This is a genomic window from Martinezella sp. CNPSo 3795 (assembly GCF_057784475.1).
Genome location: NZ_JBXSOQ010000001.1, coordinates 341,241 through 366,200 on the forward strand (window position 1 = coordinate 341,241; position 24,960 = coordinate 366,200).

25 protein-coding genes are annotated in these 24,960 nt (G+C 59.6%); 11 read left to right on the forward strand and 14 right to left on the reverse strand.

The genetic code is table 11. The features are described from left to right. Positions 1-84 precede the first annotated feature (84 nt). Positions 85-873, reverse strand: a complete 789-nt coding sequence (locus AC13QY_RS01665; RefSeq protein WP_113329531.1) for a 3-hydroxybutyrate dehydrogenase — start codon at positions 871-873, stop codon at positions 85-87. A gap of 206 nt (positions 874-1,079) precedes the next feature. Here AC13QY_RS01665 and AC13QY_RS01670 point away from each other — a divergent pair, with 206 nt between their 5' ends. Then, positions 1,080-1,826 carry an acetoacetate decarboxylase gene (locus AC13QY_RS01670; RefSeq protein ID WP_113329532.1) on the forward strand — a complete coding sequence of 249 codons (747 nt, stop codon included), beginning with the start codon at positions 1,080-1,082 and terminating at the stop codon, positions 1,824-1,826. A gap of 37 nt (positions 1,827-1,863) precedes the next feature. After that, a complete protein-coding gene (locus AC13QY_RS01675; protein ID WP_113329533.1) occupies positions 1,864-3,021 on the forward strand; it encodes a patatin-like phospholipase family protein in 1,158 nt (385 codons plus the stop codon). A gap of 114 nt (positions 3,022-3,135) precedes the next feature. On the opposite strand, the gene AC13QY_RS01680 is transcribed toward AC13QY_RS01675, so the two are convergent. After that, positions 3,136-3,756: a CGNR zinc finger domain-containing protein gene (locus AC13QY_RS01680; protein ID WP_113350692.1), complete on the reverse strand. Its 621-nt coding sequence runs from the start codon at positions 3,754-3,756 to the stop codon at positions 3,136-3,138. A gap of 307 nt (positions 3,757-4,063) precedes the next feature. Between AC13QY_RS01680 and AC13QY_RS01685 the strand changes: the two genes are divergently transcribed. After that, complete coding sequence (locus AC13QY_RS01685; protein ID WP_113350691.1) at positions 4,064-4,906, forward strand: alpha/beta fold hydrolase; 843 nt, start codon at positions 4,064-4,066, stop codon at positions 4,904-4,906. 228 nt (positions 4,907-5,134) lie between these two features. Then, the gene (locus AC13QY_RS01690) at positions 5,135-6,085 is read left to right on the forward strand and encodes a DUF535 family protein (protein ID WP_488492699.1); all 951 of its coding nucleotides are present in this window, start codon (positions 5,135-5,137) and stop codon (positions 6,083-6,085) included. A gap of 23 nt (positions 6,086-6,108) precedes the next feature. On the opposite strand, the gene AC13QY_RS01695 is transcribed toward AC13QY_RS01690, so the two are convergent. Beyond that, the gene (locus AC13QY_RS01695) at positions 6,109-7,338 is read right to left on the reverse strand and encodes an ATP-binding protein (protein ID WP_113350689.1); all 1,230 of its coding nucleotides are present in this window, start codon (positions 7,336-7,338) and stop codon (positions 6,109-6,111) included. Next, on the reverse strand, positions 7,335-8,027 hold the full coding sequence (locus AC13QY_RS01700; RefSeq protein ID WP_113350688.1) for a response regulator: 693 nt from the start codon (positions 8,025-8,027) through the stop codon (positions 7,335-7,337). Before AC13QY_RS01700 ends, AC13QY_RS01695 begins: the two co-directional genes overlap by 4 nt. Positions 8,028-8,335: 308 nt before the next feature. On the opposite strand from AC13QY_RS01700, the gene AC13QY_RS01705 reads away from it, so the two are divergent. After that, a complete protein-coding gene (locus AC13QY_RS01705; protein ID WP_233788565.1) occupies positions 8,336-8,998 on the forward strand; it encodes a phosphatase PAP2 family protein in 663 nt (220 codons plus the stop codon). A gap of 253 nt (positions 8,999-9,251) precedes the next feature. Further along, on the forward strand, positions 9,252-9,428 hold the full coding sequence (locus tag AC13QY_RS01710; protein ID WP_162748755.1) for a hypothetical protein: 177 nt from the start codon (positions 9,252-9,254) through the stop codon (positions 9,426-9,428). Between the two features lie 109 nt (positions 9,429-9,537). On the opposite strand, the gene AC13QY_RS01715 is transcribed toward AC13QY_RS01710, so the two are convergent. Beyond that, positions 9,538-10,215: an O-methyltransferase gene (locus AC13QY_RS01715; RefSeq protein WP_113350685.1), complete on the reverse strand. Its 678-nt coding sequence runs from the start codon at positions 10,213-10,215 to the stop codon at positions 9,538-9,540. A gap of 177 nt (positions 10,216-10,392) precedes the next feature. Next, the gene (locus AC13QY_RS01720) at positions 10,393-11,616 is read right to left on the reverse strand and encodes an adenylate/guanylate cyclase domain-containing protein (RefSeq protein WP_113350684.1); all 1,224 of its coding nucleotides are present in this window, start codon (positions 11,614-11,616) and stop codon (positions 10,393-10,395) included. 57 nt (positions 11,617-11,673) lie between these two features. Here AC13QY_RS01720 and AC13QY_RS01725 point away from each other — a divergent pair, with 57 nt between their 5' ends. Both AC13QY_RS01725 and AC13QY_RS01730 read left to right on the forward strand, forming a co-directional pair. Beyond that, a complete protein-coding gene (locus tag AC13QY_RS01725; protein WP_113351047.1) occupies positions 11,674-12,306 on the forward strand; it encodes a TetR/AcrR family transcriptional regulator in 633 nt (210 codons plus the stop codon). A 189-nt stretch (positions 12,307-12,495) separates the two neighbouring features. Then, positions 12,496-13,683: an arabinose transporter gene (locus tag AC13QY_RS01730; RefSeq protein WP_113350683.1), complete on the forward strand. Its 1,188-nt coding sequence runs from the start codon at positions 12,496-12,498 to the stop codon at positions 13,681-13,683. Positions 13,684-13,759: 76 nt separating this feature from the next. On the opposite strand, the gene AC13QY_RS01735 is transcribed toward AC13QY_RS01730, so the two are convergent. The 3 genes from AC13QY_RS01735 to AC13QY_RS01745 form a co-directional block, all read right to left on the reverse strand. After that, complete coding sequence (locus AC13QY_RS01735) at positions 13,760-14,353, reverse strand: class I SAM-dependent methyltransferase (protein ID WP_113350682.1); 594 nt, start codon at positions 14,351-14,353, stop codon at positions 13,760-13,762. A 151-nt stretch (positions 14,354-14,504) separates the two neighbouring features. After that, positions 14,505-15,083 carry a flavodoxin gene (locus tag AC13QY_RS01740; protein WP_113350681.1) on the reverse strand — a complete coding sequence of 193 codons (579 nt, stop codon included), beginning with the start codon at positions 15,081-15,083 and terminating at the stop codon, positions 14,505-14,507. Between the two features lie 70 nt (positions 15,084-15,153). Further along, a complete protein-coding gene (locus AC13QY_RS01745) occupies positions 15,154-15,405 on the reverse strand; it encodes a hypothetical protein (protein WP_145633950.1) in 252 nt (83 codons plus the stop codon). Between the two features lie 572 nt (positions 15,406-15,977). On the opposite strand from AC13QY_RS01745, the gene AC13QY_RS01750 reads away from it, so the two are divergent. Further along, a complete protein-coding gene (locus AC13QY_RS01750; protein WP_113350679.1) occupies positions 15,978-16,703 on the forward strand; it encodes a response regulator in 726 nt (241 codons plus the stop codon). Next, positions 16,700-18,199 carry a sensor histidine kinase gene (locus AC13QY_RS01755; RefSeq protein ID WP_488492700.1) on the forward strand — a complete coding sequence of 500 codons (1,500 nt, stop codon included), beginning with the start codon at positions 16,700-16,702 and terminating at the stop codon, positions 18,197-18,199. The genes AC13QY_RS01750 and AC13QY_RS01755 overlap by 4 nt, the downstream gene beginning before the upstream one ends. A 291-nt stretch (positions 18,200-18,490) precedes the next feature. On the opposite strand, the gene AC13QY_RS01760 is transcribed toward AC13QY_RS01755, so the two are convergent. The 4 genes from AC13QY_RS01760 to AC13QY_RS01775 all read right to left on the reverse strand — a co-directional run bounded on the left by AC13QY_RS01760 (position 18,491) and on the right by AC13QY_RS01775 (position 23,683). Beyond that, on the reverse strand, positions 18,491-19,840 hold the full coding sequence (locus AC13QY_RS01760) for a c-type cytochrome (protein ID WP_488492701.1): 1,350 nt from the start codon (positions 19,838-19,840) through the stop codon (positions 18,491-18,493). Positions 19,841-19,965: 125 nt separating this feature from the next. Further along, positions 19,966-22,230: a xanthine dehydrogenase family protein molybdopterin-binding subunit gene (locus tag AC13QY_RS01765; RefSeq protein ID WP_488492702.1), complete on the reverse strand. Its 2,265-nt coding sequence runs from the start codon at positions 22,228-22,230 to the stop codon at positions 19,966-19,968. Continuing rightward, positions 22,227-22,688 carry a (2Fe-2S)-binding protein gene (locus AC13QY_RS01770; protein ID WP_488492703.1) on the reverse strand — a complete coding sequence of 154 codons (462 nt, stop codon included), beginning with the start codon at positions 22,686-22,688 and terminating at the stop codon, positions 22,227-22,229. The genes AC13QY_RS01765 and AC13QY_RS01770 overlap by 4 nt, the downstream gene beginning before the upstream one ends. Positions 22,689-22,963: 275 nt before the next feature. After that, on the reverse strand, positions 22,964-23,683 hold the full coding sequence (locus AC13QY_RS01775) for a CDP-diacylglycerol diphosphatase (RefSeq protein WP_113350674.1): 720 nt from the start codon (positions 23,681-23,683) through the stop codon (positions 22,964-22,966). Between the two features lie 335 nt (positions 23,684-24,018). Here AC13QY_RS01775 and AC13QY_RS01780 point away from each other — a divergent pair, with 335 nt between their 5' ends. Next, positions 24,019-24,222 (forward strand): hypothetical protein, encoded by a 204-nt coding sequence (locus tag AC13QY_RS01780; protein ID WP_092707204.1) that lies wholly within the window; start codon positions 24,019-24,021, stop codon positions 24,220-24,222. A 90-nt stretch (positions 24,223-24,312) separates the two neighbouring features. On the opposite strand, the gene AC13QY_RS01785 is transcribed toward AC13QY_RS01780, so the two are convergent. Beyond that, on the reverse strand, positions 24,313-24,660 hold the full coding sequence (locus AC13QY_RS01785) for an NIPSNAP family protein (RefSeq protein WP_113350673.1): 348 nt from the start codon (positions 24,658-24,660) through the stop codon (positions 24,313-24,315). Between the last annotated feature and the right edge of the window lie 300 nt (positions 24,661-24,960).

Here is a 24,960-nt window from a genome sequence, read left to right on the forward strand (position 1 = left end):
GCTCTGTTTTCATGTTGATGCTGCAGCCCTGGGCTGCTGAGAGCCGGCACGGTGCTCAAGCATGTGCCGGCTATGGCTGCGGTGTTATTCGGCGGTCCAGCCGCCGTCGACGGAAAGCGTCGTGCCGGTAATCTGCTTTGCGGCGTCACTGCACAGGAACACCGCGATAGCGGCAACTTCGTCGACGGTTACGAATTCCTTCGTCGGCTGGGCGGCCAGCAGCACGTCATGCTTGACCTGCTCTTCCGTCATGTTGCGGGCCTTCATGGTCTCGGGGATCTGCTTTTCGACGAGCGGCGTCCAGACATAGCCGGGCGCGATGGAGTTGACCGTCACGCCGTTCTGCGCGGCCTCGAGAGCGATGGTCTTGGTGAGGCCGGTAATGCCGTGCTTGGCCGAGACATAGGCGGACTTGAAAGGCGAGGCGACCAGCGCATGCGCCGAGGATGTATTGATGATTCGACCCCATTTGCGCGCCTTCATGCCGGGAATGGCGGCCTTGATGGCGTAGAAGGCGGCAAGCAGATTGATGCGGATAATCGCCTCCCACTTGTCGTCGGGAAACTCCTCGATCGGGGCGACGAACTGGATGCCGGCATTGTTGACGAGGACATCGAGGCTGCCGAAGGCTTCCTCGGCTTCACGCACCATCGATGTCACTTCCTCGCCATTCATCATGTTGGCGCCGGAATAGCGGCACTTCACGCCGAAATCGGCTTCGATCGCCGCGCGCTCCTTTTCGATCGCATCGGCATCCCCGAGGCCGTTGATCGTGATGTTCGCGCCCTCGGCGGCAAAGGCGCGGGCGATCGCAAGCCCGATACCGCTCGTCGAACCGGTGACCAGTGCATTCTTCGAAGTCAACGAACCCATGATGCAACTCCTGCAATCTCTATGACATGGTTGGGTAGAGGGAAATGCTCAAGATGAGCGCACACTGCCAGCCTGATATGTCGCTTTGATAACAGCGCGGTTTTGCCTCGCGGCGCTGCCAATCATTGGCTGACACTTCACTGTCATGCAACCGTGCAAGTTTTCGCTCTGGCGCCCGGCGATTTCCTCCAACGACGGACAATACGATGAAGGTCGAAGACATTCTGAAGCATGCCTATGCGATGCCGCTGACCAATCCTTCCTATCCTCCAGGGCCTTATCGGTTCTTCGATCGCGAATATATCATCATCACCTATCGCACCACGCGCGAGGCGCTTGAAGCGGTCGTCCCGGCGCCGCTCGAAATCGACGAGCCGCTGGTGAAATACGAATTCATCCGCATGCCCGATTCCACTGGCTTTGGTGATTACACCGAGACCGGACAGGTCATCCCCGTGACCTATCGCGGACAAAAGGGTGGCTATGTCCACTCCATGTATCTTGATGACGATGCGCCGATCACCGGCGGGCGCGAGATCTGGGGCTTTCCGAAGAAGCTTGCCAATCCGAAGATCGTCAACGAAGGCGAAGTCATCGTCGGCACGCTGCATTACGGCAGCGTTCTCTGCGCCACGGGCACGATGGGTTACAAACACAAGCCGATCGACCAGGGACCGCTTCTAGCAGCTCTCTCGGAACCGAATTTCCTGATCAAGATCGTGCCGCATGTCGATGCCACGCCGCGTATCTGCGAGCTCGTGCGCTACTATCTGACCGATATCACCATCAAGGAAGCCTGGACTTCGCCGGCTGCCCTCGATCTTCGGCCGCATGTCATGGCCGACGTCGCGCGACTGCCCGTGCTGGAAGTGGTTTCGGCGGTTCATTTTACCGCCGATCTGACGCTCGGGCTAGGCGAAGTCGTTCACGACTATCTCGCCGAGCGCAGGTAGCCGAAGCCTTATTGTTAGACCATACTGGAGACGGATCGTGCTCGAACGAAATATCAAGGCGGTAGCGCCGACCATCCCGGAAATAGCCGCGCAATATGATCGCGTTGCCCTGGTCTTCCAGGGTGGCGGTGCGCTCGGCGCCTATCAGGCCGGCGTCTATCAGGCGCTTGCCGAAGCGGGATGCGAGCCGACCTGGCTCTCGGGCGTCTCCATCGGCGCAGTCAATGCCGCGATCATCGCCGGCAACGAGCCAGGCCGGCGGTTGCAGCGTCTGGAGCAGTTCTGGCAGATCATTTCCGGCCGCAAGATCTGGGCCTATACGCCGGAAGGCGATTTCTTCCGCGATATCCGTAATCGCACCAGTTCCTGGATGACTATGACCATGGGCCAGCCCGGCTTCTTCAAGCCGCGCTTTCCCAATCCCTGGTTCGAGCTGCCGGGAGCCGAGGGGGCAACCAGCTTCTATGACTCGGCAGAGCTCAAGAAGACGCTGGAGATGCTGATCGACTTCGACGTGCTGAACGATGGCAAGAAGCGCTTCAGCGTCGGCGCGGTGAATGTCCGCACTGGTAATTTCGTCTATTTCGACACCGACAAAGTGCGCATCGGCCCCGAGCATATCATGGCGAGCGGCGCCCTGCCGCCGGCCTTGCCGTCCATCCGGATCGAAGGCGAATATTACTGGGACGGCGGCATCGTTTCGAATACGCCGTTGCAATATCTGCTCGATCAGGAAGAGGACCGCAGCTCGCTCGTCTTCCAAGTGGATCTTTTCAGTGCCCGCGGCGTCCTGCCGCGCAGCATGCCGGACGTGCTCTCGCGCCACAAGGACATCATGTATTCGAGCCGCACGCGGCAGAATACCGACAATTTCAAGCGTATTCACGGACTGAAGATGAAGCTCCTGAGCGCCCTAAAGCGTGTTCCGAAAGAGCAGTTGACTGCGGAAGAGGAAGAGCTGATTGCGGATTATTCCGATGCCGGCGTCGTCAATATCGTGCATCTGATCTATCAGCATAAGAACTACGAAGGTCACGCCAAGGACTATGAGTTCTCCGGCACGTCGATGCGCGAGCATTGGGACATGGGCCTCGAAGATACCAAGCGCACGCTGCGCCATACCGACTGGCTGCTGCCACCCTTCAGCGACGATGCCGTCGCCATCCACGATCTTCACAGGGAAGATCCGGCTTGAGCCAATGGTGTTCTCGGCTCGACTCTAGTGATATCGGGCAGGAGCGAGCTGGGCTTAGCTTCAAGCTGTAATTCATGCTTCCAGCAAAACGCCTGTCTTTTTGCGGGACTGGCGTCAGCTCTGCTTGAGCCGATGTCGATGGGCTGCCTGCTTGGAGCGATTGCCGCACATCGCCATGCTGCACCAGCGTCTGCGGCGCCCGCGGGTATGGTCAACGAACATCAAGGTGCATGCGTGGCCTTCGCAGGCCTTCACATCGGAAAAATCTTCCGTGCAGACAAAACGTCCCAGCGCTTCGCCGATCGGTAATAGCAGCGATTCCGGAGAGCGCCATTTCCGCATCGGCTGAAGGCAGAGTTTGCGATCTTCGCCCGGCTTTCTTGTGACAATCCGGCTAAAACCTTCATCGCGTTCCAACAGACGGTTCAGCGGTTCCAGATCGTTCAAGGCCTCTGATGCCAGCGGCTTTCCCCTGTGGGAGTTTACGAAAGTTCTGAACCACTCACGCAGGCTTCTTGCCTGGTCGGCGACTTTGTCGAGTTCGCCCGGCAGCGCCTGCTTGCGCATGGCGGCAAGCGTTTTCCGCGGCACTAGGCCTGCCTGTTCCAGCCAGCGCAGCAGACCCTCTCCGTCGTCAATCCAGTCGATCGGCACATCCACCGGCGTTGCGACCGAATTGAGGAAATCCAGTCCGAGCGTGTCGCCAACGAAGATGGCGGGTGAACGGCTGTCCATCGACTGCTCCTTATTCCGGCCGACAGGGGGCTGAAAGGCCGCTCGAAAACATAGCGACTATATAACCCTTCCAAAGCCTCTTGACAAGTTACCCAAGTGAAGAGTAACCATATCAGTGTCATTAAAGAGGTTATTTATTCCAACTGGCGGGAGAAGGCCAATGCTACTACAGAGGGCCGAGTTGTCCGCGCTGATGATGGCGTCTGTCGCTGATATCGGTGCCAATGCAGGCGCGTCCGCGGCATCATTTGAATTCTGAGATGTAACCTAAAAAATAGATGTTCATAGGTTACGAAAGGAGCTTAACATGACTGATATCACCTATCGCAGCGTCAATATCGAAGATGTCAAGGTTTTCTACCGTGAAGCGGGCTCGGCCGGCGCGGACAAGCTTCTGCTGCTGCATGGCTTCCCGACTTCCAGCCACATGTTCCGCGATCTCATCCCGCTTCTGGCGGATCGCTACCACATCATCGCCCCAGATCTACCCGGCTTCGGGCAATCCGACGCGCCGAAGGGCAGCAACACATTCGACAGCATCGCCGAGACGATCGACCGTTTCACGGAAGTCGTTGGCTTCGACCGTTTTGCCGTCTATGTCTTCGATTATGGTGCGCCGACCGGCTTCCGACTGGCGTTGAAGCATCCGGAACGGATCACGGCGATCATCTCCCAGAACGGCAATGCCTATGAAGAGGGCCTGAGCGAAGGTTGGAATCCGATCCAAGCCTATTGGCGCGAAGCCTCCGATGAAAATCGTAATGCCCTGAAGGCATTCCTTCAGCCGGACGCGACGGCGTGGCAATACACGCACGGTGTCCCGGACCTCTCGAAGGTCTCTCCCGACGGCTATTCGCTCGATAGTCTCTATCTGGCCCGACCTGGTTCGGAGAAGGTGCAGCTCGATCTTTTCGGCGACTACAAAAGCAACGTCGCGCTCTATTCGACCTTCCAGAATTATTTCAGAACCTACAAGCCGCGTCTGCTTGCGGTCTGGGGCAGGCACGATCCCTTTTTCTTGCCGCCAGGTGCTGAGGCCTATCGCCGGGACATTCCAGACGCGGTGGTCAAATTCTTTGATACCGGCCATTTTGCTCTAGAAACCCACGCTGCCGAGATCGCAGTCGAAATCCGCGCTTTCTTGGGTTGATATCAAGCTGGACCGCGCCGGCGCTCGATCGGCGCGGTCGGATCATTCGCAATGCAAATGGGAGGAGACCGCAAAGCTGATGCCTTTCGGGGTTTCCTCGAGCGCATCAGATCGCTTAGGCTCGGAACCCTTCGTGGCATGCCTCATGAAAGGCTGATCTTGTCTTGACGCTGCCTTGACAATCCCAACGCAGATGGTTCGGCGAAACCAAATCCGCCGGACTTTCGCATGAATCAAAAGACATCAGCTGCTGCGGCGCCGGAGCGCCTCCTATCCAAGATTTCCCCTTGTCCTGCGTTGCCACCAACGGCTTCCCGACCGCCTATATCGCGATACATCGTCATCTGGAGAATATTGACCTTCGGCCTGCGCGTGCGCTGGAAGCGTGCTTTTCTCTTCTGGTGCCGCTTTGCTGCAAACCCGCTTCTGACTATTCGTTGGTGGCGCTTTATCACGGCGTTCGCGGCTACGCATGAATTACCGCCTCCGCATGACGAACTGCTGCAGAAACCGCTTTCGAAGTTTCTCGTCCACAGAATGCCCAATTCCCGTCGGCTGTCTCTTCTCATCGAGCATTTTTCGATTGCTGAAACCATCCTCTCCAGAGACAGCATGATACGGCTCTGGCGCGGCGAATGGCTGGAAATGGGGACGGTGCAGGGCAAATGCGAGGCATATGCATGCCACCTTGCGCTCGCCGACCGCAGCGGCGGCCGCCATGAGGGTGCTTTCGCCATCAAACTCCTGCGCGTGAGCGATCAGGCTGTTCTTTGCACGGCCAGATTCACGTTCGTCTATCAAGGGACGAAGGGGCGTTATACATTCGTCGTCGGCAGCATGCAGGGACCACGCAATGCGAAGCAGCGTATCATCGAGGTAACTCGCGATCTCGCCGGCCTCAGGCCCAAAGAGGCGATCCTGATCGTGCTGCAGGGCCTGGCGGCGGAGGGAGGCATGCAGCACTTCCTCGCGGTTTCGCAGGCAAGGCACCCGATTCAATATCGCCGGCGTTCCCGGCAATCGATGCTGCTATCGAACATCGATGCTTTCTGGCTTGAGCGTTCCGGCGAGCCGGAGTGCGTCTACGGCTTCCAGATCCCCCATTCGAAAATTCAGAGAGAGGACAGGCGCAGCCAGAAAAAGTCGTGGTTCCTCAATATCGGCGAACTCTTCCACTGACGGCCCGACCGCGGTGGCCTTGTTCAACAAAGCCGGCATTGTCCGGAGGCTGTATCCTGCTCACCGAAACCGCGCGTTTCTCCAGGCATACCGTCTGGCAAATGGATTGCGACCATGGCGCCGCCCTCGGGCCGATTTGCGAATTCAAGATGTCCGCCGTGGGCAGCCGCGATTGCCTGCACCACGGATAGTCCCAGCCCGGTGCCGCCGGTCGCCCGCGAACGCGAGGGGTCGCCGCGCCAGAAAGGGTTGACGGCGACGGCATCCATATCCTGCGGAAATCCGCGACCGTGATCGAGAACGCGAATGACGATCCTATCGTCCGCCAGCTGCTCGGTTTCGCATCGCAGCCATCCACCTTCGGCAGCGTAGCGGCACGCATTTTCGAGCAGCGCCAGCACGGCTTGGCGAATGCGGGGGGAGTCGGCTGAGATCCAGGCGGGTTTCAGCTCAGTTTCGACCTGCAGCTTGCTGGCTTCCAGCATGGGTTTTGCCGAGGCGATGACAGTCTCGACCAGCAGGGATGCGTCGATGCGCTGACGTTCCATCACGAGTTTCTGGCCGATGGCGAGCGACAGGGTGCGCAGATCCTCGACAACCCGTCCCAGGCCTTCGACCTGCAAGAGGAGGTCGGAAATGATTTTCCGATCCATCGGAAACACGCCATCGAGCATGCTCTGCAGCGATCCCTGCAGGATGGTCAACGGTGTGCGCAGCTCATGTGCAACCGCCATGTTGTTGAAGCGCAATCTTTCCTCCATCGTCTCCAGGCTGGTCGCAAGGGCGTTGAAGGTTTCAACGAGGCTCGCGACTTCGCGCGTGCTGCGATAGGAGGCTGCGACGCGGACGGAGAAGTCGCCGGACTTCAGGCCCTCGGCGGCGAAAGTGAGATCTTCGAGCGGGCGCGCAAGCCGCCGCGCCAGGAAGACGCCGATTACGGCGCAGAGTAGAGCCGACAAGAGGCCGAAAACGAGGACGGAGAGCTGCACCTTGAGATCCGTAGGTTCCGTCAGCGAAATGAGGTGTTCGACCAGGAGCTTAAGGGAATCTCCATCGGGAACCTTGTTTTCGCTCAGCATCTTGTAGGTCGCCGCGGCCTTGGGCGGCAGGGCCTCGCTGATGCCTTGCTCCAGATAGGTCGCATACCAGTTGACCCCCAGATAGGTTAGGCCAACGCTGAGCAGCAGCATGATCGTGGTGACTATGGCCGTGAGCGTTGCAAGCGGCGCGCTGGGAATTCTCTGTCTTTTCATCGCGGATCCGAAAAGCGATAGCCGATGCCGCGCACGGCAGGAAAGAAGCCGATCTGCCCCATTTCTTCCAGTTTGCGTCTGAGATTAGAGATGTGGGTATCGACTGTACGCACCAGGGCATCGCTTTCCGGCAGGCAGGCATCGAGAATATCGGCGCGCGCGAAAGCCTGGGTCGGATGGCGGATCATGTAGGCGAGGATTCGAAATTCGCTCAGCGTCAACGGCACTGCAACACGGCCTTCGTCCCTGTTGATGAAGACGGTGTAGCTGCCGAAATCGACCTCCAGCGCGCCGAAGCGCTTGATGGCTTCTGCGCGCTCGCCCTGCGTCCGGCGTAGGACCGCTCTGACGCGGGCGACGACTTCCTGCGGGTTGAACGGTTTGACGACGTAGTCGTCGGCACCGAGGCGCAACCCGCTCAGTCGGTCGATGTCGTCAGCGACGGCTGTGACCATGATGACCGGCGTTGAGCCGGCCTGGCGCAGGCGGCCGAGCACACCGAAGCCGTCCAGTTTCGGCAAACGAACATCCAGAAGCACGAGATCGGGCTTCAAAAGCGCATGGTGCTGCAGCGCGGTTTCGCCGTCGCCGGCGCGGACCGTGCGAAAACCGTCCCGCGTCAGATAGCCCTCGAGTATCTGTGCGATTGCCGGTTCATCCTCCACGATGAGAACAAGACTGTTATCCACCCCTAGCGCCCTGTGTTTCTTCTGTTTTTCCGTTCGGCTTTGCCGCCCGAGTTCTACTATTGCGGACAAAACCGGCTTCCGCAATTTCCAAACAGCTTTCCGATTGCCTGATGGCCGATTCTGAACAGGGCCTTGATGCGATCTTCGCCATTTCTTGACAATCGGGATTCAGCTTGGCGCCATTCCGTCTCTGGAGATATGGCATGTGGAAATTTGCATCGAATTCCTGGAGCTCCGATTCCGGCCAAGCGCGGCTGCGCCGGCGGCAGGAGCACGCAACGGCTGATGGTGAATTGGCAGCCATCGGTATGCTGATCGTCTGGAGCAGTTTCGTCTTCGTGGTCTTTCCGAAACTCGATCTGGCCGTTGCGCGCTTATTTGCCCACGGACATGTCTTCTGGCTCGCGGAAAACCCCTGGCTGAAGGCGGTGAGGGATATTGCCCGTCAAAGCCAGCCTTATATTCTCGGCACCATGGCCGTCATCATCGTCCTGCATGTTTTCCTGCCGCGGCGATTGCGGTTCTGCCCTCCTCACAAACCGCTTTTCGTGCTCCTGAGCTTTGCCGCCGGGCCGCTATTGGTGGTGCAGACGCTAAAAGTAGCGATTGGACGCGTGCGCCCTCGTCAGCTGATCGAGTTCGGGGGCACAGCTGATTTTACCCCGGTGTGGCAGTTTTCGGCAGCGTGCACCCGCAATTGTTCCTTCCCTTCCGGCGAAGCAGCCGCGGCTGCGGCGGCGCTGTCCCTATTGATATTTGTGCCTGTGGGGCGCAGATGGATTGCTGCGGTAATCCTGGTACCATGCTCGCTGTTCGTGGCGTTCAACCGCGTGATCTTTGGTGCTCATTTCCTGTCGGATGTCATGCTCGGATGGCTTCTGACCATGTTTGTCATGGCCATGGTCTGGCGCTGGATCGAAGCGAATTCGCGGATGATCGATCGCCACGTCACGCGCCTGATGTTCAGATGATCCCATCGTTATGGAAGCAGGCGCCGACATCCTCGTTCAGCCCTGTTTGCGATCGCCGCCGAGCGGGATTGGCTGCCGGGTGTCGCCGCAATGCGACAGTCCCAGGCAAACCCATGTTACAAACCTTAATACAACGTTTCTTCACCTTTCTTTCGATCAGGGGTTACCTATTTAGCGTTGGCCATGCCGTCGGACGCGATTGAGGCCGGTAAGGCGGATGGTGAAGGGACCTTGGCGGGGTGAGAGTGACGGGATGGGGTTGGTAGATTGGGCGTTGCGCGGAATGCTCGACCCGGATGGCCGACGCAGGATGCGCTCCCGCAGAGACCATTACGAGCCGTGGGTCGTGCTGGCCGTGGAAAGTTTCGAGCGGGAAATGCTGGCCTTCTACAGGCGCTCGCAGTTCAAGCTTGTTCATACCGCGGCGTGACGGCCGCGACGCCAACGCAATAGAGCATGTGAAAGCCGTCGCCGCAGTCGGCAGTGAATGCAGGGGATGTTGCAAGCACTCCAGGGACGCGCTTGCGCCGTGAATGGCGTCATCCGATCCGCATCGACAGTTCGATGTCTTCGGCGAACGGTACGGACATATATCCGCTTGCCGGCGACCGCACCCATGCCAAGTAATCGGGGCAGAAATCCGCATTGTCGGCCAGCACGAGAGCTCCCGGCCTTAGGCGGCTTTCCACCAGCCTCAGAATGTCCGGATAGAGCGCCTTGGCGCCATCGAGAAGCAACAGGTCGATAGCATCGGGCAGATCGGCGCTCAGCGTCTGCAGGGCATCGCCTTCCCGGATCTCTACGAGATCGATGAGGCCAGCGGCTTTTAGATGTTCCCGCGCCCGTGCCACTTTGGAGGGTTCGAATTCGGTGGTGATCAGACGCCCGCCGCCATTGTCCCGCAGCGCAGCCGCAAGGTGAAGGGTGGAGATGCCGAAGGAAGTTCCGAATTCGACGATGGTGCGGGCTCCCGTGCTTCGCGCCAGCATATAGAGCAAGGTTCCAGCCTCGCGCGAGACCGCGAGCGGTATGTCCTTCAGCCGGGCATAGAAATCGAGGTAGTCGGTTTTGCTGCGCACCAGACGCGCGCGTTCCTCGCTGGAAAGGCCGCCCCAGTAGGCGGCGACCGATGGAGTTGTCGCGGGCGACGTCGCATCGGCTTCCTCGAACAGGCGATCGAGCAAGGGTGCGAGCGGGGCGTTGGTCAGGGAGGTCATATTTTTCTCCGTTCAGGACTGACGTTTTCGTCGGCGAAAAAATACGAATAATTCGTCGCTTTTCATAATCGCGTCGGCCGATGTAGGCGTGGAATGCATTTATGATTTTGAAAATATTCAGTAAATCCGCGAGCTGATCACATCCCGTGCAATCTCGTGAGAGCTGTCATTCGCATTTCAGTGGTCGCCGGAGATATCGAAACCGACGATGTCGACCGGATGGTCGAAGCCCCTCAGAGCGTGGCGGCCGAAAGACTTGCATTGAATGCCGGCGGCCTCCGCGAGAGCCGAAGTCATCAGCATAACTGCGTCCAGATCCTTGGCGAGGGCCTGCAATCGGGCCGAGCGGTTTACCGGCGTGCCGATGATCGTAAACGAAAATCTGCCTGCGGAACCGATATTGCCGTGAACGACGTCGCCGATGTCGATGCCGATCCGCGCCCGCAGCGGCGGCGCCGTCTTTCGTGACAGCATGGCATTGACGCGCTCCAGTGCCTGCAGCCCCTCCAGCGCGGCCTTTACCGCAGCAGCACAGAGCGGCCGTTCACTTTCGGCGTCCGGAATGGGAAAGAACATGACGACGGCGTCACCGACATGACCGGAGACCTGGCCGCCGGCACGAGCCAGAGGCCGGGTAATCGTCTCGAAGAACAGATTGAGGTGGTCGATGAGAGCCCGAGGATCCAGCCGCTCGGTCAGCGAGGTGAACTGGAATAGGTCGCAATAGATCACGATCGCCCGAATTTGCTCGACCTCGCCAAGGCCCACGCGGCCGTCGAGCAAGGCGGTTGCAGCATTGCGGCCCAGATAAGTCTGCAGCAGAACGCGCGCGGCGGCGGCATTCAATCGGGCTCCGAGGGCAAGTGCGAAGACAGGCGTCAAGAGATGCAGCAGCTCTATTTCCATCGCTGAAAACCCACCGGGACGCTCGGTGATGAACAGGCTCATGACGTCGTCGAAGAAACCGAGCGTGACGTCGGGGGCAAGATGGTTCGCAAAGGCGATGGCGTCCGTTGCTCTATCCTGCGGAACGGATGCAAGGCGACCGCTGCGAGCATCAAGGCGGAGAACCGCTGCGTCCTCCTCCAGCATGGCAGTGAAGATCTTACCGCCGAGAATATTGTCTTCGGTGCCTTCGCCGTCTCGCCGCCAACGAATGAAATGCTGCACCCTCTCCGGATCGACGGCATCACAGCCGATCTCGATCGTCGAAATGTCGAGACCCACCGCATACAGCGCACGGCCGAGAAGAATGACGAGCTCGGAGTCGCTCGCGCCGGCAAGTGCGGCTTTCACCAGGCTTTGGCTCACATGCGAGACAGTCTTTGCCAGGGCGTCGGTTTCGACTGCTCCGCGTGCCGGCCCGCTGCTTTCATCGCCATGTTGTTCTTCGGTTTGCATGGCGCGCAAAATACGATTAATTCGTCATCTTTCCTATTCGCATTGTCAGGCCTCGATATGACGGATCGTCCAAGAGCCCGGATTTCCTCGCGAAAGCAGCCGAAGCAGGCTCGCTCGACCGAGCTCGTTTCCGCGATCCTGAGTGCTGCGGCTCAGGTTTTGGCAACGGAGGGCGCTCAGCGCTTCACCACCGCACGCGTTGCCGAAAAGGCCGGTGTCAGTGTCGGCTCCCTCTATCAATACTTCCCCAACAAGGCAGCGATCCTCTTTCGCCTGCAAAGTGACGAATGGCGGCGGACTTCGGATATGCTGCGACGCATCCTCGAGGATACGGCAACGCCACCGCTGGGCCGATTACGCTCCCTGGTCCACGCGTTCATCCGCTCCGAATGCGAGGAGGCCGCGATGCGTGTTGCGCTCAACGACGCGGCGCCGCTTTATCGTGATGCGCCGGAGGCGCATGAGGCGCGGTCATCCGGGGACCGCATCCTGCAGCTCTTCATGCGCGAAGCCTTGCCGGAGGTCGATGACGCGGCCCGTGTCCTGGCGGCGGACTTGATCGCCACGACGCTGAGCGCCACGGGAAAGCAGCTTTCGGAAAGCACGCAAACTGCGCAGGAGATCGAAGCCTATGGCGATGCCATGGCGGATATGTTCTGCGCCTATCTTAAAAGCCTCAGGCTTCGGTGAGGGGCGGGCCAGCATGCCTCCGGCGCGGTCAACGCGATGTTGACACGCTTGCGGCAAGCGCCTATTGGAATGGCAGCCGGCGGTGCCGGCCGTAAGCGTTTGACGTCAAGCAACGCACTCAACGATCCTCGTCGGTCGGAGTGCGTTTTTTTGTGCCTTCGCTGATCGAGGAAAAGCCCGGAGATTATCATGGCTTTTCGATCGACACCTGAACAGACGCGCGGCCGGCTGATGCTGCTGAGCGTCATTCTCTTCATATCCTATCTTTGCATCGGCATCTCGTTTCCGATCGTGCCCCTTTATGTGAGCGGTCAATTGCGGCTCGGCAATGTCTGGGCCGGGCTCGGCGTCGGCATCGCCTTTCTGGCAACCATCCTCACGCGCGGCTATGCCGGCGGGCTCTCGGACCATCGCGGCGCCAAGGTGGCTGTGACGCGGGGGCTTGCATTCTATGTCGTGGGGGCTTTGATGGCTTTGGGTGCCGGCGTTCTCACCGACACGCCGTTGCCGTCCTTTCTACTCCTCCTTCTGGGACGCTTGGCTTTGGGGCTGGGCGAAAGTCTGGTTGCCGTCGGCATCATCGCCTGGGGCATTGGCGTCGTCGGCCCGGCTCGTTCGGGCAGGGTTCTGGCGCTGGTCGGCGCCGCCATCTATGGAGCGCTCGCCGTAGGCGGGCCGATCGGTCTGGCTTTGTTCAGCCGGTTTGGCTTTGCCGGGACAACGGCGATCAGCGCTGTTCTACCATTCCTAGGGCTGATGGCGATCTGGCGGGTTCCTGGCGTTGCGCCTAATCCCGGTGCGCAGCGCCCGCCATTCTGGACCGTCGTCGGCAAGGTCTGGCTGCACGGGGCGGTCGTGTGTTTTCAGGGCATAGGCTTCGCCGCGATTGGTGCCTTCTTCACGCTGTATTTCCTTAATCGGGGCTGGAGCTATGCCGGGCTGGGCCTGACGGCCTTCGGCGTCGGCTTCGTTTTGGTGCGCGTGCTCTTCGGCCATCTGCCTGATCGTATCGGTGGCTTGCCGGTCGCGTTCGGGTCACTGGCGGTCGAAGCGGTAGGCCAATTGCTGATCTGGAGTGCCGCCGATCCCATGCTCGCCCTGGCGGGTGCCTTTCTGACCGGGCTCGGATGCTCACTGATCTATCCTTCCATGGGCCGCGAGGTCGTCCGGCGGGTGGAACCGCATCTGCGCGGCACCGCGCTTGGAGGCTTCTCGGCCTTTCAGGATCTCGCCTACGGGCTGACCGGGCCATTTGCCGGCCTTCTGGCCGACCGGACCGGCTATGGCAGCGTCTTTCTGGCGGGCAGCGTCGCGGCGATCGCCGGCCTGTTGATCGCACTCTCGCTCCGCAGGATACGCACTGTTGCGTTCGGCTGATTGATGTGGTGGTCCCTGCGTTCGGCCGGGACCGCCAGTAGGCTTGGCAATATGACCAGCGACATCCTTGGCACAGCTATAGGGCAGCGAAAACCACGCCGTAGTGATAGGGCGGCAGCTCGATCACGGCCTGGGACTTGAAGCCGAAGGTCTCGACAATCGCCGCGACCTTGGCCGGCGCCATGCGCATCTCGGTCCTGGGACCGCGCGGCAGCCCGAGCACCGTAGTCTCCTCGCGCGATCGCGTCTCCCAGTTGACGATGCCGAAAAGCCCCTTGGGAGCGAGCACCGAATGGATGGCGCGGACGAGGCCAGGCTGATCGGGAACACCGTGAAACGTGTTCGCCATCAGGACATAATTGATATTTTCGGGAAGATGTTTTGCGACGTCGCGCGCATCGGCATGGATCCATTTTTGCACGGAGACGCCTTGTCGATCGGCTTCCGTCCCCGCCATTTCGAGCATGGTTTCGTCCAAATCGAGCGCATAGACCTTTCCGGCAACGAGTTTTGCCAGCGGTGCGGTGAAGTAGCCATCGCCGCAGCAAAGATCGAGGACGGTCATGCCGGGCTTGATGCCGAGTGCTTGGAGTGTTGCCAGCGGATCGGGCCAAAGTGCCGTCCACCAATCGCGGTCCGGCATCGATGTCGCTGGAAATGCTTCGCCCATTGGGATCTCCGCAGATGGAGGACTTGCGGCACCATAGAATACCATTGATACCGCGGCGTCAGAATATCACGGCGAATGCGGCGTCATCGCGACAAGAGGCTGCAACATGCGTGGATGGTGGAGCGAGAGCAATCCGCGTGTGTTGGCGACCTTAGAGAGCTTGCGGCGCATCCTTCGGCAGGCTTTTGAGAGCCCAGGATGCGATGGCCTTGTCCGCCAGCCTCTCCGTGACCTCGAATTCGCTGATCATCAGGCTGGGTAGAAGCGAAGTGCTGCGTGCCTGTGCGGCAAAATTCCTTTCATAATGCGCCGGCTCCAGCACATATGTGGAGAAGGCGGCAACCTTCCGCCCCCCAAAATCCATCCGTTCGAGGAAACTCATGACAGGCGGCGTGATGGTATTCCACCACACCGGGCCGCCGACGAGGATCAGGTCGTATTTCGAAAGATTGGGAAGGCCATCGAGCAAGGGAGGAAGCTCTCCCGTTTCCAGCTCGTATTTGGACTGCTCGGCTGCACGCTGCATGTCGAGAGGATAAGGGTTGCGCATCTGGATTTCGAAGAGCTCGGCCCCCAGGAGTGCACGAAGCTTTTCGGCAACCGCCCTGGTATGGCCGGTATAGGAATAATAGACGACCAGAGCCCGTCGTTCGTCTGCGGCAAAGCTCCATCTGGGTGCGGCGGCCGCGGCCACCATCGATGTCAACACGGTGCGGCGGGAAATGTGCATGGGTTTGCCTTCCAATTTAAACGAGGCTTTTGGGTGCGGAAGATGACCGGACAATTTCGACGGCGGACAATCATTGCTGCCGCGCCGATGAAGCGCCCATTGATGCCACGGCCCTTTGGGCCGGCAGCATAGGTCCGCCGGAAGTCTGCATTGCCTCGTCGAGGCGCTGCTCGAGAGCCAGGGGATCGGTTTCGCCCTCGTCGGCGAATTTCATGAGCTCACGAGCGGCGATGATCGCCGTTCGATCGGCGAACTCCAGTTCGTGCCGGGCGCAGAAGATTTCGAGAACGCGGCGAAGCGTTGCGATCTGTGATAATTCCATGGCCAATTCCATATCCTCCTGTCAGCGTCGATAGTCTCGACCGGGCAAGTGATCTTCGAGCAGGAGGTTAAGACGCTCATGTCGCAGCTTTGTGCCGGAGATGTAAAAGCCTGTCGCCGGCGATGGCAGCGCCGGCCATCGGCTCTGGCACAGGCCGGCGCGGCAGTGATTGTTGGACGGCTGCTGCAAGCGGCCTATTTTGCAGAGCAAATGGCAGGATTTGCCCTTGATCGAAGCCGGGCGATGTCGTCGCCCCATTCCGCATATCGGTGGTACGAGAGCTGCGACAGCTTGTTACAAATTTGCCCGTCCGCGGCACATCCATGTGACAACAACCTTATAGTTTGTCAGCTGCAGGGGACCTCTTCGCGCAACATATCGATTGGATTTCGAGGACAGGTTCGATGAAATCCGTATCCTCTCGATACGGCTTGCACCGGCTGTCGCAAGGTTTGCAAGCGGGGGTGCCGCTTGCAGCGCAACCCTCCGGTCTATGTGAAACTTTGATACACTTTTTTCGATGCGGCTCGGAGCGGCCTTCTGTAGAATGACTTGAGATCGTGGAAACCGTCATGCAAAAAGCTGCGCACATCGCCGTCGTCGATGATCATTCGGATATAAGGGACCTTGTCGGCCAATATCTCGAGCAGCAGGGCTATAAGGTCAGCGTCGCCGATAGCGGGCTCGCCCTGAGAAGGATCCTCGAGCGCGGTGCGGTGGATCTGATCGTTCTGGACGTCATGATGCCGGGCGAAGATGGTCTCTCCGTCTGCCGCCATCTCAGGGGGACGACGGATACCCCGATCATCTTTCTGACCGCCATGAGTGAGGATACGGACCGCATCATCGGCCTTGAACTGGGGGCTGACGATTATCTGGTGAAGCCATTCAATCCGCGCGAATTGCTGGCACGCATCCGGGCTGTCCTGCGTCGGGCCAATGGTGTGCCGCAGCAGCAGCGGGAAACGCTGAAAAAGGCCAGGGTTATCCGCGTCGGTCAATGGCGCGTCAATATGGGGCGGCAGGAGCTTTCGGGCGACGACGGTGTCGGCATCCCGCTCAGCACCGCCGAATTCCGGCTTCTGAAGGTCTTCCTCGAACGTCCGGGCATGGTGCTCAGCCGCGAGCAGCTTCTCGATCTGACGGTTGGCAGGACGGCCGACATCTTCGACAGAAGCATCGACAACCAGGTGAGCCGCTTGCGCAAGAAGATCGAGCCGGATCCGAAGAATCCTTCGGTCATCAAGACGCATTGGGGCGGCGGCTACAGCCTCTCGGCGGATGTGGGGTTCGAATGATCTACTGGTGGAGGAGGAGCCTTGCTGCCCAGTTCATCGGCTTTACCCTGCTTGCCCTTGTCGTCTCGCAGTGCCTGACGTTTTCGATTTCCTGGGACGAGCGCACCAAGGCGCTGCATGCCGCCATGAAAAGCGAATTCTTCAGCCGGTGCGCCTCCGTCACGCGCTTGATGGAATCCATGCCCAAGCCGTTGCGTGAACAGGCGCTGCTCGCAAGCGAGACCAGCTATTCCCGTTTCTGGCTTTCGCAGATTGAGCCGACGGATGCCGGCGCATGGCGCTCGCGTGCGGCAAATGAACTTGCACGGCCGATCGAGAATTTTATCGACCTTGGAGCGAAGTGGGGCATGCGCTCGAGCCCGGATGTCGATCATCTGATGTCGAAGGGGGTAATGACGGCGAACGCCGGCGAGGACTGGGCTACCCCACCGCCCGTTCTCTGGAGCCTGCCGCAGCCGGCAAAGTTCGTTTATTTCGGGGATCGCAATGGATATGGCCTTGCCGTCAAGCTCAATGATGGCATGTGGCTGAATACGGCGTTCTATAAGAATGTCGGCGACCGCTGGTGGGATATGAAATCGCTCACCTCACTTGCGACCACCGCGCTCATCCTGTCGCTCATCGGAGTATTCATCGCCAGCCGCATCGCACGCCCGCTGAGACGGCTTGCCGTTTCGGCGGAAGCCTTGGGGCGTGGCGAAAATCTGCCGCCGTTGCCGGAGCAAGGACCTGACGACATCAAGCGTACCGCCGAAGCATTCAACCGCATGCAGGAGCGTCTGCATCGCTTTGTCGATGATCGAACGAGGATGCTGGCCGCGATCGGCCACGATCTCAGGACGCCGTTGACCTCGCTGCGGTTGAGGGCCGAGTTCGTCAAGGATCCGGACGTACAGCAGAAGATGCTGGCGACCATCGACGAGCTTCAGAGCATGACGGAAGCCGCCATTTCCTTCGCACGTGGTGAATCCACGGCCGAGGAAACGCGGGCCATCGAACTGGAGGCGCTGGTCGGCAGCATTTGTGACGACCTTGCCGATCTCGGCCTGCCAGTGGAGTATATCGAAGGACCAAAGACGACTTATCGCTGCCGGCCCGATGGCTTGCGCCGCGCCGTCCGCAATCTTGCGGAAAATGCGGCGCGCTACGGCGGCCATGCCAGGGTCCATATTCACCATTCGGCCGGCACCATCGATATCGTCGTCGAAGACAATGGCCCGGGCATACCTGAGGATATGAAGGAAAAGGTATTCGCGCCCTTCTTCCGTCTGGAAGCTTCGAGAAACAGGGGCACGGGCGGCGTCGGGCTCGGCCTGTCGATTGCAAGGGCAGTGGCCCGGCAGCATGGCGGCGATATCCTGCTTCAGCCCAACAATCCCGGTCTGAAGGCGATCATTTCCTTGCCCCAGGAAGGGCAGGTCAAGACGCCTTCGTCGCGGGTGAGCCGGAGAAGAAAGCGGGCGCAAGCTCTCAAGCTTGCCGGGCAGGAACGCTAAAGCACGTCGCGATCTTTCAGATTCGCTTCCTGTGCTTTAGATCCTTGATTTTGCGCATGTCGTTCTCGCAAAACCGCTACCCACTTTTGCGCGACATGCTTTAGATGCTTGATCCGGCTTATGGTAGGGCAACCGCATGGACTGAAGTCGTTGCGGCGTCCCTTCTCCCCGCCGGGGAGAAGGAATTTCCAGTGCTCATCCGCCCCATATGCGATAGCCCTGAGGCTTATGGGGACACCATGCCGGAAGTCACGAGCAGCGGCACGGCAACGGTCAACGGGCAACCAGGAGCTACCGCATCTGCAATATGATCGGGCTGCTGCTTGCCGGATCCGTATGCTCGCGTAGGGCCTTCACATCGTTAGCTGCAACCGCTCCGCCGTGATTTCCCCAGGAAGAGCGCACGAATGTCAGGACATCGGCAATCTGCTGGTCCGAAAGCTGCTGGCGGAACGGCGGCATGCGATAGGCATCCGGAATTCCGTTCGCCACGACGCGGCTGGAACCGTTCAGCGTCACATTGATCTGCGATGCGTTTTCCTTCGCAAGCGAAGCGGCAGAGCCGGCGAGCGGCGGAATCCATTGCTGCTTTCCGCGCCCGTCGATGCCGTGACAGAAGCTGCATTTTGCAACGAAAGTCTGGGCGCCCGGTATCTGCTCACGGTTGGAAAGCGATACGTTCTGGGCGGTGCCTTCGTCGTATCGCCAGGGCGTGCCGTCGCGGGCGGGATCGCCGGGCAGGGATTTCAGGTAGTGGCTTATCGCCTTCAGGTCGTCGTCCGTCATGAACTGTGTCGAATTGTTGAAGGCATCCGCCATGGAGCCGAAGACGACGGCGTGACCGTTCCTGCCGCTCTTGAGGAAGGCATAGATATCCTCCTCGCTCCAGCGGCCAAGGCCGGTATTGGGATCGCCGCGCAGGCTTGGCGCATACCAGCCGTCGAGAAGAGCACCGGAAAGATAGAGCGGACTGCTCTCATCCAGCGCCTTTTCCGCCATGGTGATGGCGCGCGGTGTATGGCAGCTGCCGCAGTGTCCCGGCCCCTGCACGAGATAGGCGCCACGGTTCCATTGGTCGTCGCCGGCCGTTTTCGGCTGATAGGTGCCGCCTTCGGTGAAAACGGCGTTCCAGAGTGCCAGAGGCCAGCGCATGTTCATCGGCCATTTGATGTCGGAGGGTCTGTCCGCCTGCTGTACCGGCGCGACCCTATTCATGAAATAGGCGTAGAGCGCTCGAATGTCGTCGTCGTTCATCTTCACATAGGAAGGGTAGGGCATGGCCGGATAGAGGCGATGCCCGTCGCGCGCAACACCCTGGCGGACGGCGCGGTCGAAATCGGCGAGCGTATAGTTGCCGATCCCGGTTTCCTTATCCGGGGTGATGTTGGTCGTGAAGATGGAGCCGAGCGGCGTCCCCATTTCCAGCCCGCCGGCGAAGGGAGCGCTCTTCGGCGTGCTGTGGCAGGCGACGCAGTCGCCGAGGCGCGCGACATATTCGCCGTGGCGCAGCAGGTCTTCCGAAGGCGCCTGTATCGCGGCGACATTGTCGAAGGGAGAAGCCGGCGTGCGCGTGACGAACCACGCAATACCGCCGGCCACAAGCACGATAATCAGGAGAAGAACCAGAAGAAGTTTCTTCAAGAGTGTGCCCTCATGTCTTTGCTTCGGGATTTCGTATTCTGTCAGGCGGAAGCCAACCAAGCCGGCTCTCGGACCGGAAATGAGCCGAGAGCCGGATATGTGCCTGGCGCAGCGAGTGCTGCGCCTCAGCTTTCAAAGGTGTAGTTGGAGAGAGGCATGCTGCGTATCCGTTTGCCCGTCAGCGTAGAAACTGCATTGGCGACCGCCGGAGGGACGGCTGGCAGGCCCGGCTCGCCGATGCCGCCCATCTCTGCCCCGCTTTCGACGATGCGGACGTGAACGCGCGCCATGCGATCCGGCGGCAGGATCGGATAGAGGTCGTAGTTGCGCGCCACCGGCTCGCCGTTCTTGTAAACGGCCTCCTCCATCAGAACCTGTGACATTCCGAGCGCCGTCGCCGAATTGATCTGTGCTTCGATGATCGCCGGATTGACGATGCTGCCGGGATCGATCGCTTCCCAGACATCATGGACGACGACCTGGCCGTTGTGAATGGAGACCTCAGCGATTGCCGCCGTATGGCTGCCGAAGGGAGAGGCCATGGCAACGCCACGCGCCCGCTTCGAGCCATCCTCCGCCGTGAAGGGGCCCCGCTTCCAGCCGCCTGAGAGATCGCCGGCCGCTTTCAGGAGATTGCTCAGCCGCTCGTTCTTTTGCAGCAGCTTGAGACGCAGCTCGTAGGGGTCCTGCCCGCCCTTGTCGGCCAGCTCGTCCAGGAAGGTCTCGTAGAAGAAGTCGTTCATGGAATTGCCGACAGAGCGCCAATAGGCGAGTGTCGTCGGGTTTTTGACGTAGATCTGTGCGATGCGATAGTTCGGGATTGCATAGGATTTGCCGGCCAGGCCCTCCAGGGCCGTCGGATCCAGCGAATCCTCCTTGTGACCGTAAACGCCCTCGGTCGGTCCCTCGCAAGCGCTGATGGCCTCGAGCGCCACTGGCATACCGTTGGCATCGAGTGCGCCGCGGAAGCGCACTGCCGCCATCGGGCGCATCGGATCGCGCAGAAATTCCTCCTCGCGGCTCCAGATCAGTTTGACTGGCCGCCCTACCTCTTTTGCAAGCTGGATGGCCTGCGGATAGGGATTGGCGGACGGATACAGGAAGTGCCGTCCGAAGAAGCCGCCCAGAATGGGGCTGTGGAGCGTCACTTTCGATGGGTCGAGGCCGGTCAGCTTGGCGATATCCGCCTGGAATTGCTCGGGCGCCTGGTTGGGCATCCAGATTTCGAGACTGCCATCCGGGTTGAAGCGGGCTAGGGTCGATGGCGGCTCCAGCTGCGCATGATGCAGATACTGGCTCCTGTAGGTGGCGGAAATGACGGTCTTGGCGCCGTCGAACGCTTTGGCGATATCGCCGACATTCTCCGCCTCCTTGCCATTGCCCGGTTCGTTAGCAAGCTTGTCGTTGAAAGCTGTTGTCGAAAAATCGGCGGGCATATAGCGGAGCGCAGGATCGGCGTCCGAGCCGGGTTCGCGCCAATCGACTTGAGCGGCTTCTGCTGCCCGCTTGGCATTCCACCAGCGTTCAGCGACGACAGCAACAGCGCCGGACAGACTATGGACGGAATGAACACCCGGCATCGCCTTCACCTGGTCTTCGTTGCGGATCTTGCCGACCGTCAGGCCGAGGCGGGGAGCGTGCTGGACGGCGGCATGCAACATGCCGTCAACCTTGCAATCGATCGCGTAGATTGCCTTGCCCGTTGACTTGTCATGCATATCGAGCCGTTCGACCGGTTTGCCGATCCATCGGAATTTGCTTGGGTCCCGAAGCGCGACGTTCTCAGGGGCAGGAACCGGCAGATCCAGTGCTTCGCTCGCAACGTCGCCATAGGCGAGGCTGCGGCCCGATGCGGCATGGATCACGCGGCCGGGTTCCGTCGTCAGCTCGGTAATCGGAGCATCCAGGCGCTTGGCGGCTGCTTGCAGGATCATGTTGCGGGCGAGCGCGCCGAGCCGGCGCATGGTCTCATAGCTGGTGCGCACCGACATGCTGCCGCCGGTGATGCGCATCTTGCCGTGCACGACAAGATAGTCGCTGCCTGTCGGCGCATTTTCGACAATGAAGGTCTTCGGATCGGCATCGAGTTCTTCGCCGACGATCTGCGCCATCGCAGTGAAGACGCCTTGCCCGCCCTCGACGAAGGGGCTCATGAAGCGGATGGTGCTATCCGGGCGGATTTCGAGGAATGCCGGAACGCGAGTGCCTGGAGGCATAGCGCTTGCCGCCTGCTGTGCCCGTGCCCGGCCGACAGGAACGCCGAAGCCAAGCACGAATGCCCCGGCTGCCGCACCGGCAGAAGTGAGGAGAAAGTGCCGGCGTGAGATGTTGACCGGAGATCCGGTAGGGAATTCATCCTCCGGAACGAGATTGCGGCTGGTTTCGGTCATAGCGTCTCTCCTTCCTTGGAGGAGAGGTCTTTGACCGCCGCCTTGATCGCATTGTAAGTCCCGCATCGACAGAGATTGATCATCGCCGCGGCGATTTCGTCATCGGAAGGGTTTGGCGTTTGTTTGAGGAGCGCGGTCGCGGCGACGACCTGCCCCGATTGACAGTAACCACATTGCGGAACCTGATGCTTGACCCAGGCGGCGACAACACGCTTTCCAACCGGGTCGGCTTCGATCGCCTCGATCGTCGTGACCTGTCGACCGGCGACGCTGTCGAGCGGCGTCACGCACGAGCGCACCACTTCGCCGTCGACAAGGACCGAACAGGCGCCGCATTGTGCCAGCCCGCAACCATATTTGGTGCCGGTCATGCCCAACTCATCACGGATGATCCAGAGGAGCGGTGTATCTTCCTCCGAATCGACTTGGTACGATTGGCTATTGATTTGAAGATTCATGAGGCGCCTCCTGAGGCTTTCGATCGCGAACCTTCAATGCCGGTGCTGTTCGATGATCTGGATGCTCAACGAACGGATGACGTATAGCTCAGGCTCACAACCCGGACTATAACACTGAACCGGCCGCATCAAAAAGATTAGTATGTGAAACGTGATAGACGTTAGAAACCAGATTCATAAATCCGGTTTCCAGGCCTTTTTCGTTCGCGCAAAGGGGCGGCTGCATCGAAGAAGTGATCGATGCAGCTTTCGCGCCAAGCGATAATATGCTGATTCTAATGCGTAATCGCGCAGCTATGGTCCTGCACGTCCTCGCCGCCCATGCCCGGTGCGGCGACATCCGTCAGGACGATGAAGCCGGGGCCGTCGGCGAAGTTGGCGCCGACCACCACGAGATTGTGATCGCCCATTTCCTTTGCCGGGTCCTTCAATGTCTTGGCAAGCGCCAGGAATGGATTGAAGTCGCCCAAAGTCTCGCCCTTGACCCGGACCGCCATGAACCTGTGGCCGGCGATGGTATCGGGAAGAGGTGCCCAGTCGGCACCAATTTTGTCGGCATCGGCCTTGAGGACTGCCCGTGCATCAGCGCTCAGGCAATCGATGTGGATATGCAGCTGGTTCTGTGAGCGCGCTTGCTGTGCGTTAATAGCCAGGCTGAGGCCGTCACGCGGGAGCGCATGCGGCAATCGAACATCGACATCGGCCCGCTCGGCCCAGGCATCGGCAAAGAAGTTATGCGTTGCAGGATCGAGGAGCGCCGCGCTCTCCATGCCGGTAATCTTGTCGGTCGGAATCAGCAGAACTTGCGCAACGCCCCGCAGATCCTTCAGCATCGCGTAGTGTTCGGCCGTATTCACCGAAAGGCAGGGTGCAGTTTGTACGACGCACTTGTCATGAACGATCTTCCAGAGCACGTCGGAGTCGGCGAAGGCCGGCGCGAAAAGGAGGGGGAGGAAGGATGCGGCAAGAGCCGTGACGCGATACGAGAATGTCATGGCGGGAAATTTCCTAGGTTCAAACGGTTTGGCATTGTCCGAAATTCTGGAAGCTTAGCACAGGCCTATTAGGCTGATGTGACGGCTTGGCGGCGGCAAGTGACAAATGTGGGCAGGCGCGTGTCGCAGAGATTGCGCAGCATCAGCTTCGCTTCATCTTGGGCTAAGGCCGCTTTCAGTTTAGTTGCCTAAATGGCAGGAGCCGGGGAAAACCATGCCTCGCCCCAGGGAGGAAAAGGTCGCTTGCGGTGACTTTCCAAACATCGGCTGCGAGGCGTTCGCAACGCTCGATTGCCGCAACTTTGCGGCAGACAAAAAACGATCAGGAGCTTGAAATGGGTATCGGAAAGCTGATTGAAGAAGTTGCAGGTGCCGTGGCTGCCGACGAGGCCGTCGAGGCTGTCGACCCGAATGCCGGTTTCCTGACGAAGGCGGCCGCCGCCGTCGCCGGTTTCGAAGGCGTCAACAAGCTGACGGACGTGCTGAAGGAGAAAGAACAGGAGCCGGCTGCCGACAATAGCGGCGACCAGAACGGCTGACAGGAAGCGGCAAGCACGCCTGCCGAAAAGATTTTGAAAGCCGGGCATGTCCCGGCTTTTACGCCAGGTTCATCAATCTGCTGTCCGTCTTCAGCCATCGGCCTCGATGGAGATAAAAGGGCGAAAGAATGCAGTCGGCTGCAGGATCGAACTGGCGATATTGGCGATGATCGGGCCTGAAGCCTCGCTCTTTGCCAAAGCTTCCTTCCAGACCGGATCGGTTACGAACTCCGCCCACTTCCGCTGGCGTTCCTCTAGTGATTGCCATTCAAGTAAATAGATGAGGTCATTGCTGGACGGTCCGATCATCGTCGTCCAGAAACCGATGGGGCGGATTCCGATCCGATCCCAGATCGCGAGTGTCGCCGTTTCAAAACGCTCCTGGAGCGCTGGCAGCTTGCCGGGTAGGCAGGTATAGATGCGCATTTCATGGATCATGAAAATCCTCCTTAAGTGAATTCACAAGAGGTCGAGCCTGTCACTGACGGCCAGATTTAAAAATAGTTGAGCGATGACAGGAGGTTGTGATCATTTTGGTGCTGAATCAAAATGAGGGTCCGATGGCCTCGGCTACTATTGCTCGATTTGAGCATAACTTAGGTACACTTCATTTTTCAAGTGATTTGATGGATGGGGAGCGGGCGTTGATCGATCCCTTCACCCCGCCGGCTCGCAAGAAGGGACCGAGGACAAATAGCAGAGGCTCTTTCGATCCGCCTCCTGCCCATCCTCTATCTC

Bases quoted from the DNA above. Each gene is read 5' to 3' on its own strand.
- AC13QY_RS01665 (WP_113329531.1), bottom strand. From the start codon at position 873: ATGGGTTCGTTGACTTCGAAGAATGCACTGGTCACCGGTTCGACGAGC.
- AC13QY_RS01670 (WP_113329532.1), top strand. From the start codon at position 1,080: ATGAAGGTCGAAGACATTCTGAAGCATGCCTATGCGATGCCGCTGACC.
- AC13QY_RS01680 (WP_113350692.1), bottom strand. From the start codon at position 3,756: ATGGACAGCCGTTCACCCGCCATCTTCGTTGGCGACACGCTCGGACTG.
- AC13QY_RS01685 (WP_113350691.1), top strand. From the start codon at position 4,064: ATGACTGATATCACCTATCGCAGCGTCAATATCGAAGATGTCAAGGTT.
- AC13QY_RS01690 (WP_488492699.1), top strand. From the start codon at position 5,135: ATGAATCAAAAGACATCAGCTGCTGCGGCGCCGGAGCGCCTCCTATCC.
- AC13QY_RS01695 (WP_113350689.1), bottom strand. From the start codon at position 7,338: ATGAAAAGACAGAGAATTCCCAGCGCGCCGCTTGCAACGCTCACGGCC.
- AC13QY_RS01705 (WP_233788565.1), top strand. From the start codon at position 8,336: ATGCTGATCGTCTGGAGCAGTTTCGTCTTCGTGGTCTTTCCGAAACTC.
- AC13QY_RS01710 (WP_162748755.1), top strand. From the start codon at position 9,252: ATGGGGTTGGTAGATTGGGCGTTGCGCGGAATGCTCGACCCGGATGGC.
- AC13QY_RS01715 (WP_113350685.1), bottom strand. From the start codon at position 10,215: ATGACCTCCCTGACCAACGCCCCGCTCGCACCCTTGCTCGATCGCCTG.
- AC13QY_RS01720 (WP_113350684.1), bottom strand. From the start codon at position 11,616: ATGCAAACCGAAGAACAACATGGCGATGAAAGCAGCGGGCCGGCACGC.
- AC13QY_RS01725 (WP_113351047.1), top strand. From the start codon at position 11,674: ATGACGGATCGTCCAAGAGCCCGGATTTCCTCGCGAAAGCAGCCGAAG.
- AC13QY_RS01730 (WP_113350683.1), top strand. From the start codon at position 12,496: ATGGCTTTTCGATCGACACCTGAACAGACGCGCGGCCGGCTGATGCTG.
- AC13QY_RS01735 (WP_113350682.1), bottom strand. From the start codon at position 14,353: ATGGGCGAAGCATTTCCAGCGACATCGATGCCGGACCGCGATTGGTGG.
- AC13QY_RS01740 (WP_113350681.1), bottom strand. From the start codon at position 15,083: ATGCACATTTCCCGCCGCACCGTGTTGACATCGATGGTGGCCGCGGCC.
- AC13QY_RS01745 (WP_145633950.1), bottom strand. From the start codon at position 15,405: ATGGAATTATCACAGATCGCAACGCTTCGCCGCGTTCTCGAAATCTTC.
- AC13QY_RS01750 (WP_113350679.1), top strand. From the start codon at position 15,978: ATGCAAAAAGCTGCGCACATCGCCGTCGTCGATGATCATTCGGATATA.
- AC13QY_RS01755 (WP_488492700.1), top strand. From the start codon at position 16,700: ATGATCTACTGGTGGAGGAGGAGCCTTGCTGCCCAGTTCATCGGCTTT.
- AC13QY_RS01765 (WP_488492702.1), bottom strand. From the start codon at position 22,230: ATGACCGAAACCAGCCGCAATCTCGTTCCGGAGGATGAATTCCCTACC.
- AC13QY_RS01770 (WP_488492703.1), bottom strand. From the start codon at position 22,688: ATGAATCTTCAAATCAATAGCCAATCGTACCAAGTCGATTCGGAGGAA.
- AC13QY_RS01775 (WP_113350674.1), bottom strand. From the start codon at position 23,683: ATGACATTCTCGTATCGCGTCACGGCTCTTGCCGCATCCTTCCTCCCC.
- AC13QY_RS01780 (WP_092707204.1), top strand. From the start codon at position 24,019: ATGGGTATCGGAAAGCTGATTGAAGAAGTTGCAGGTGCCGTGGCTGCC.
- AC13QY_RS01785 (WP_113350673.1), bottom strand. From the start codon at position 24,660: ATGATCCATGAAATGCGCATCTATACCTGCCTACCCGGCAAGCTGCCA.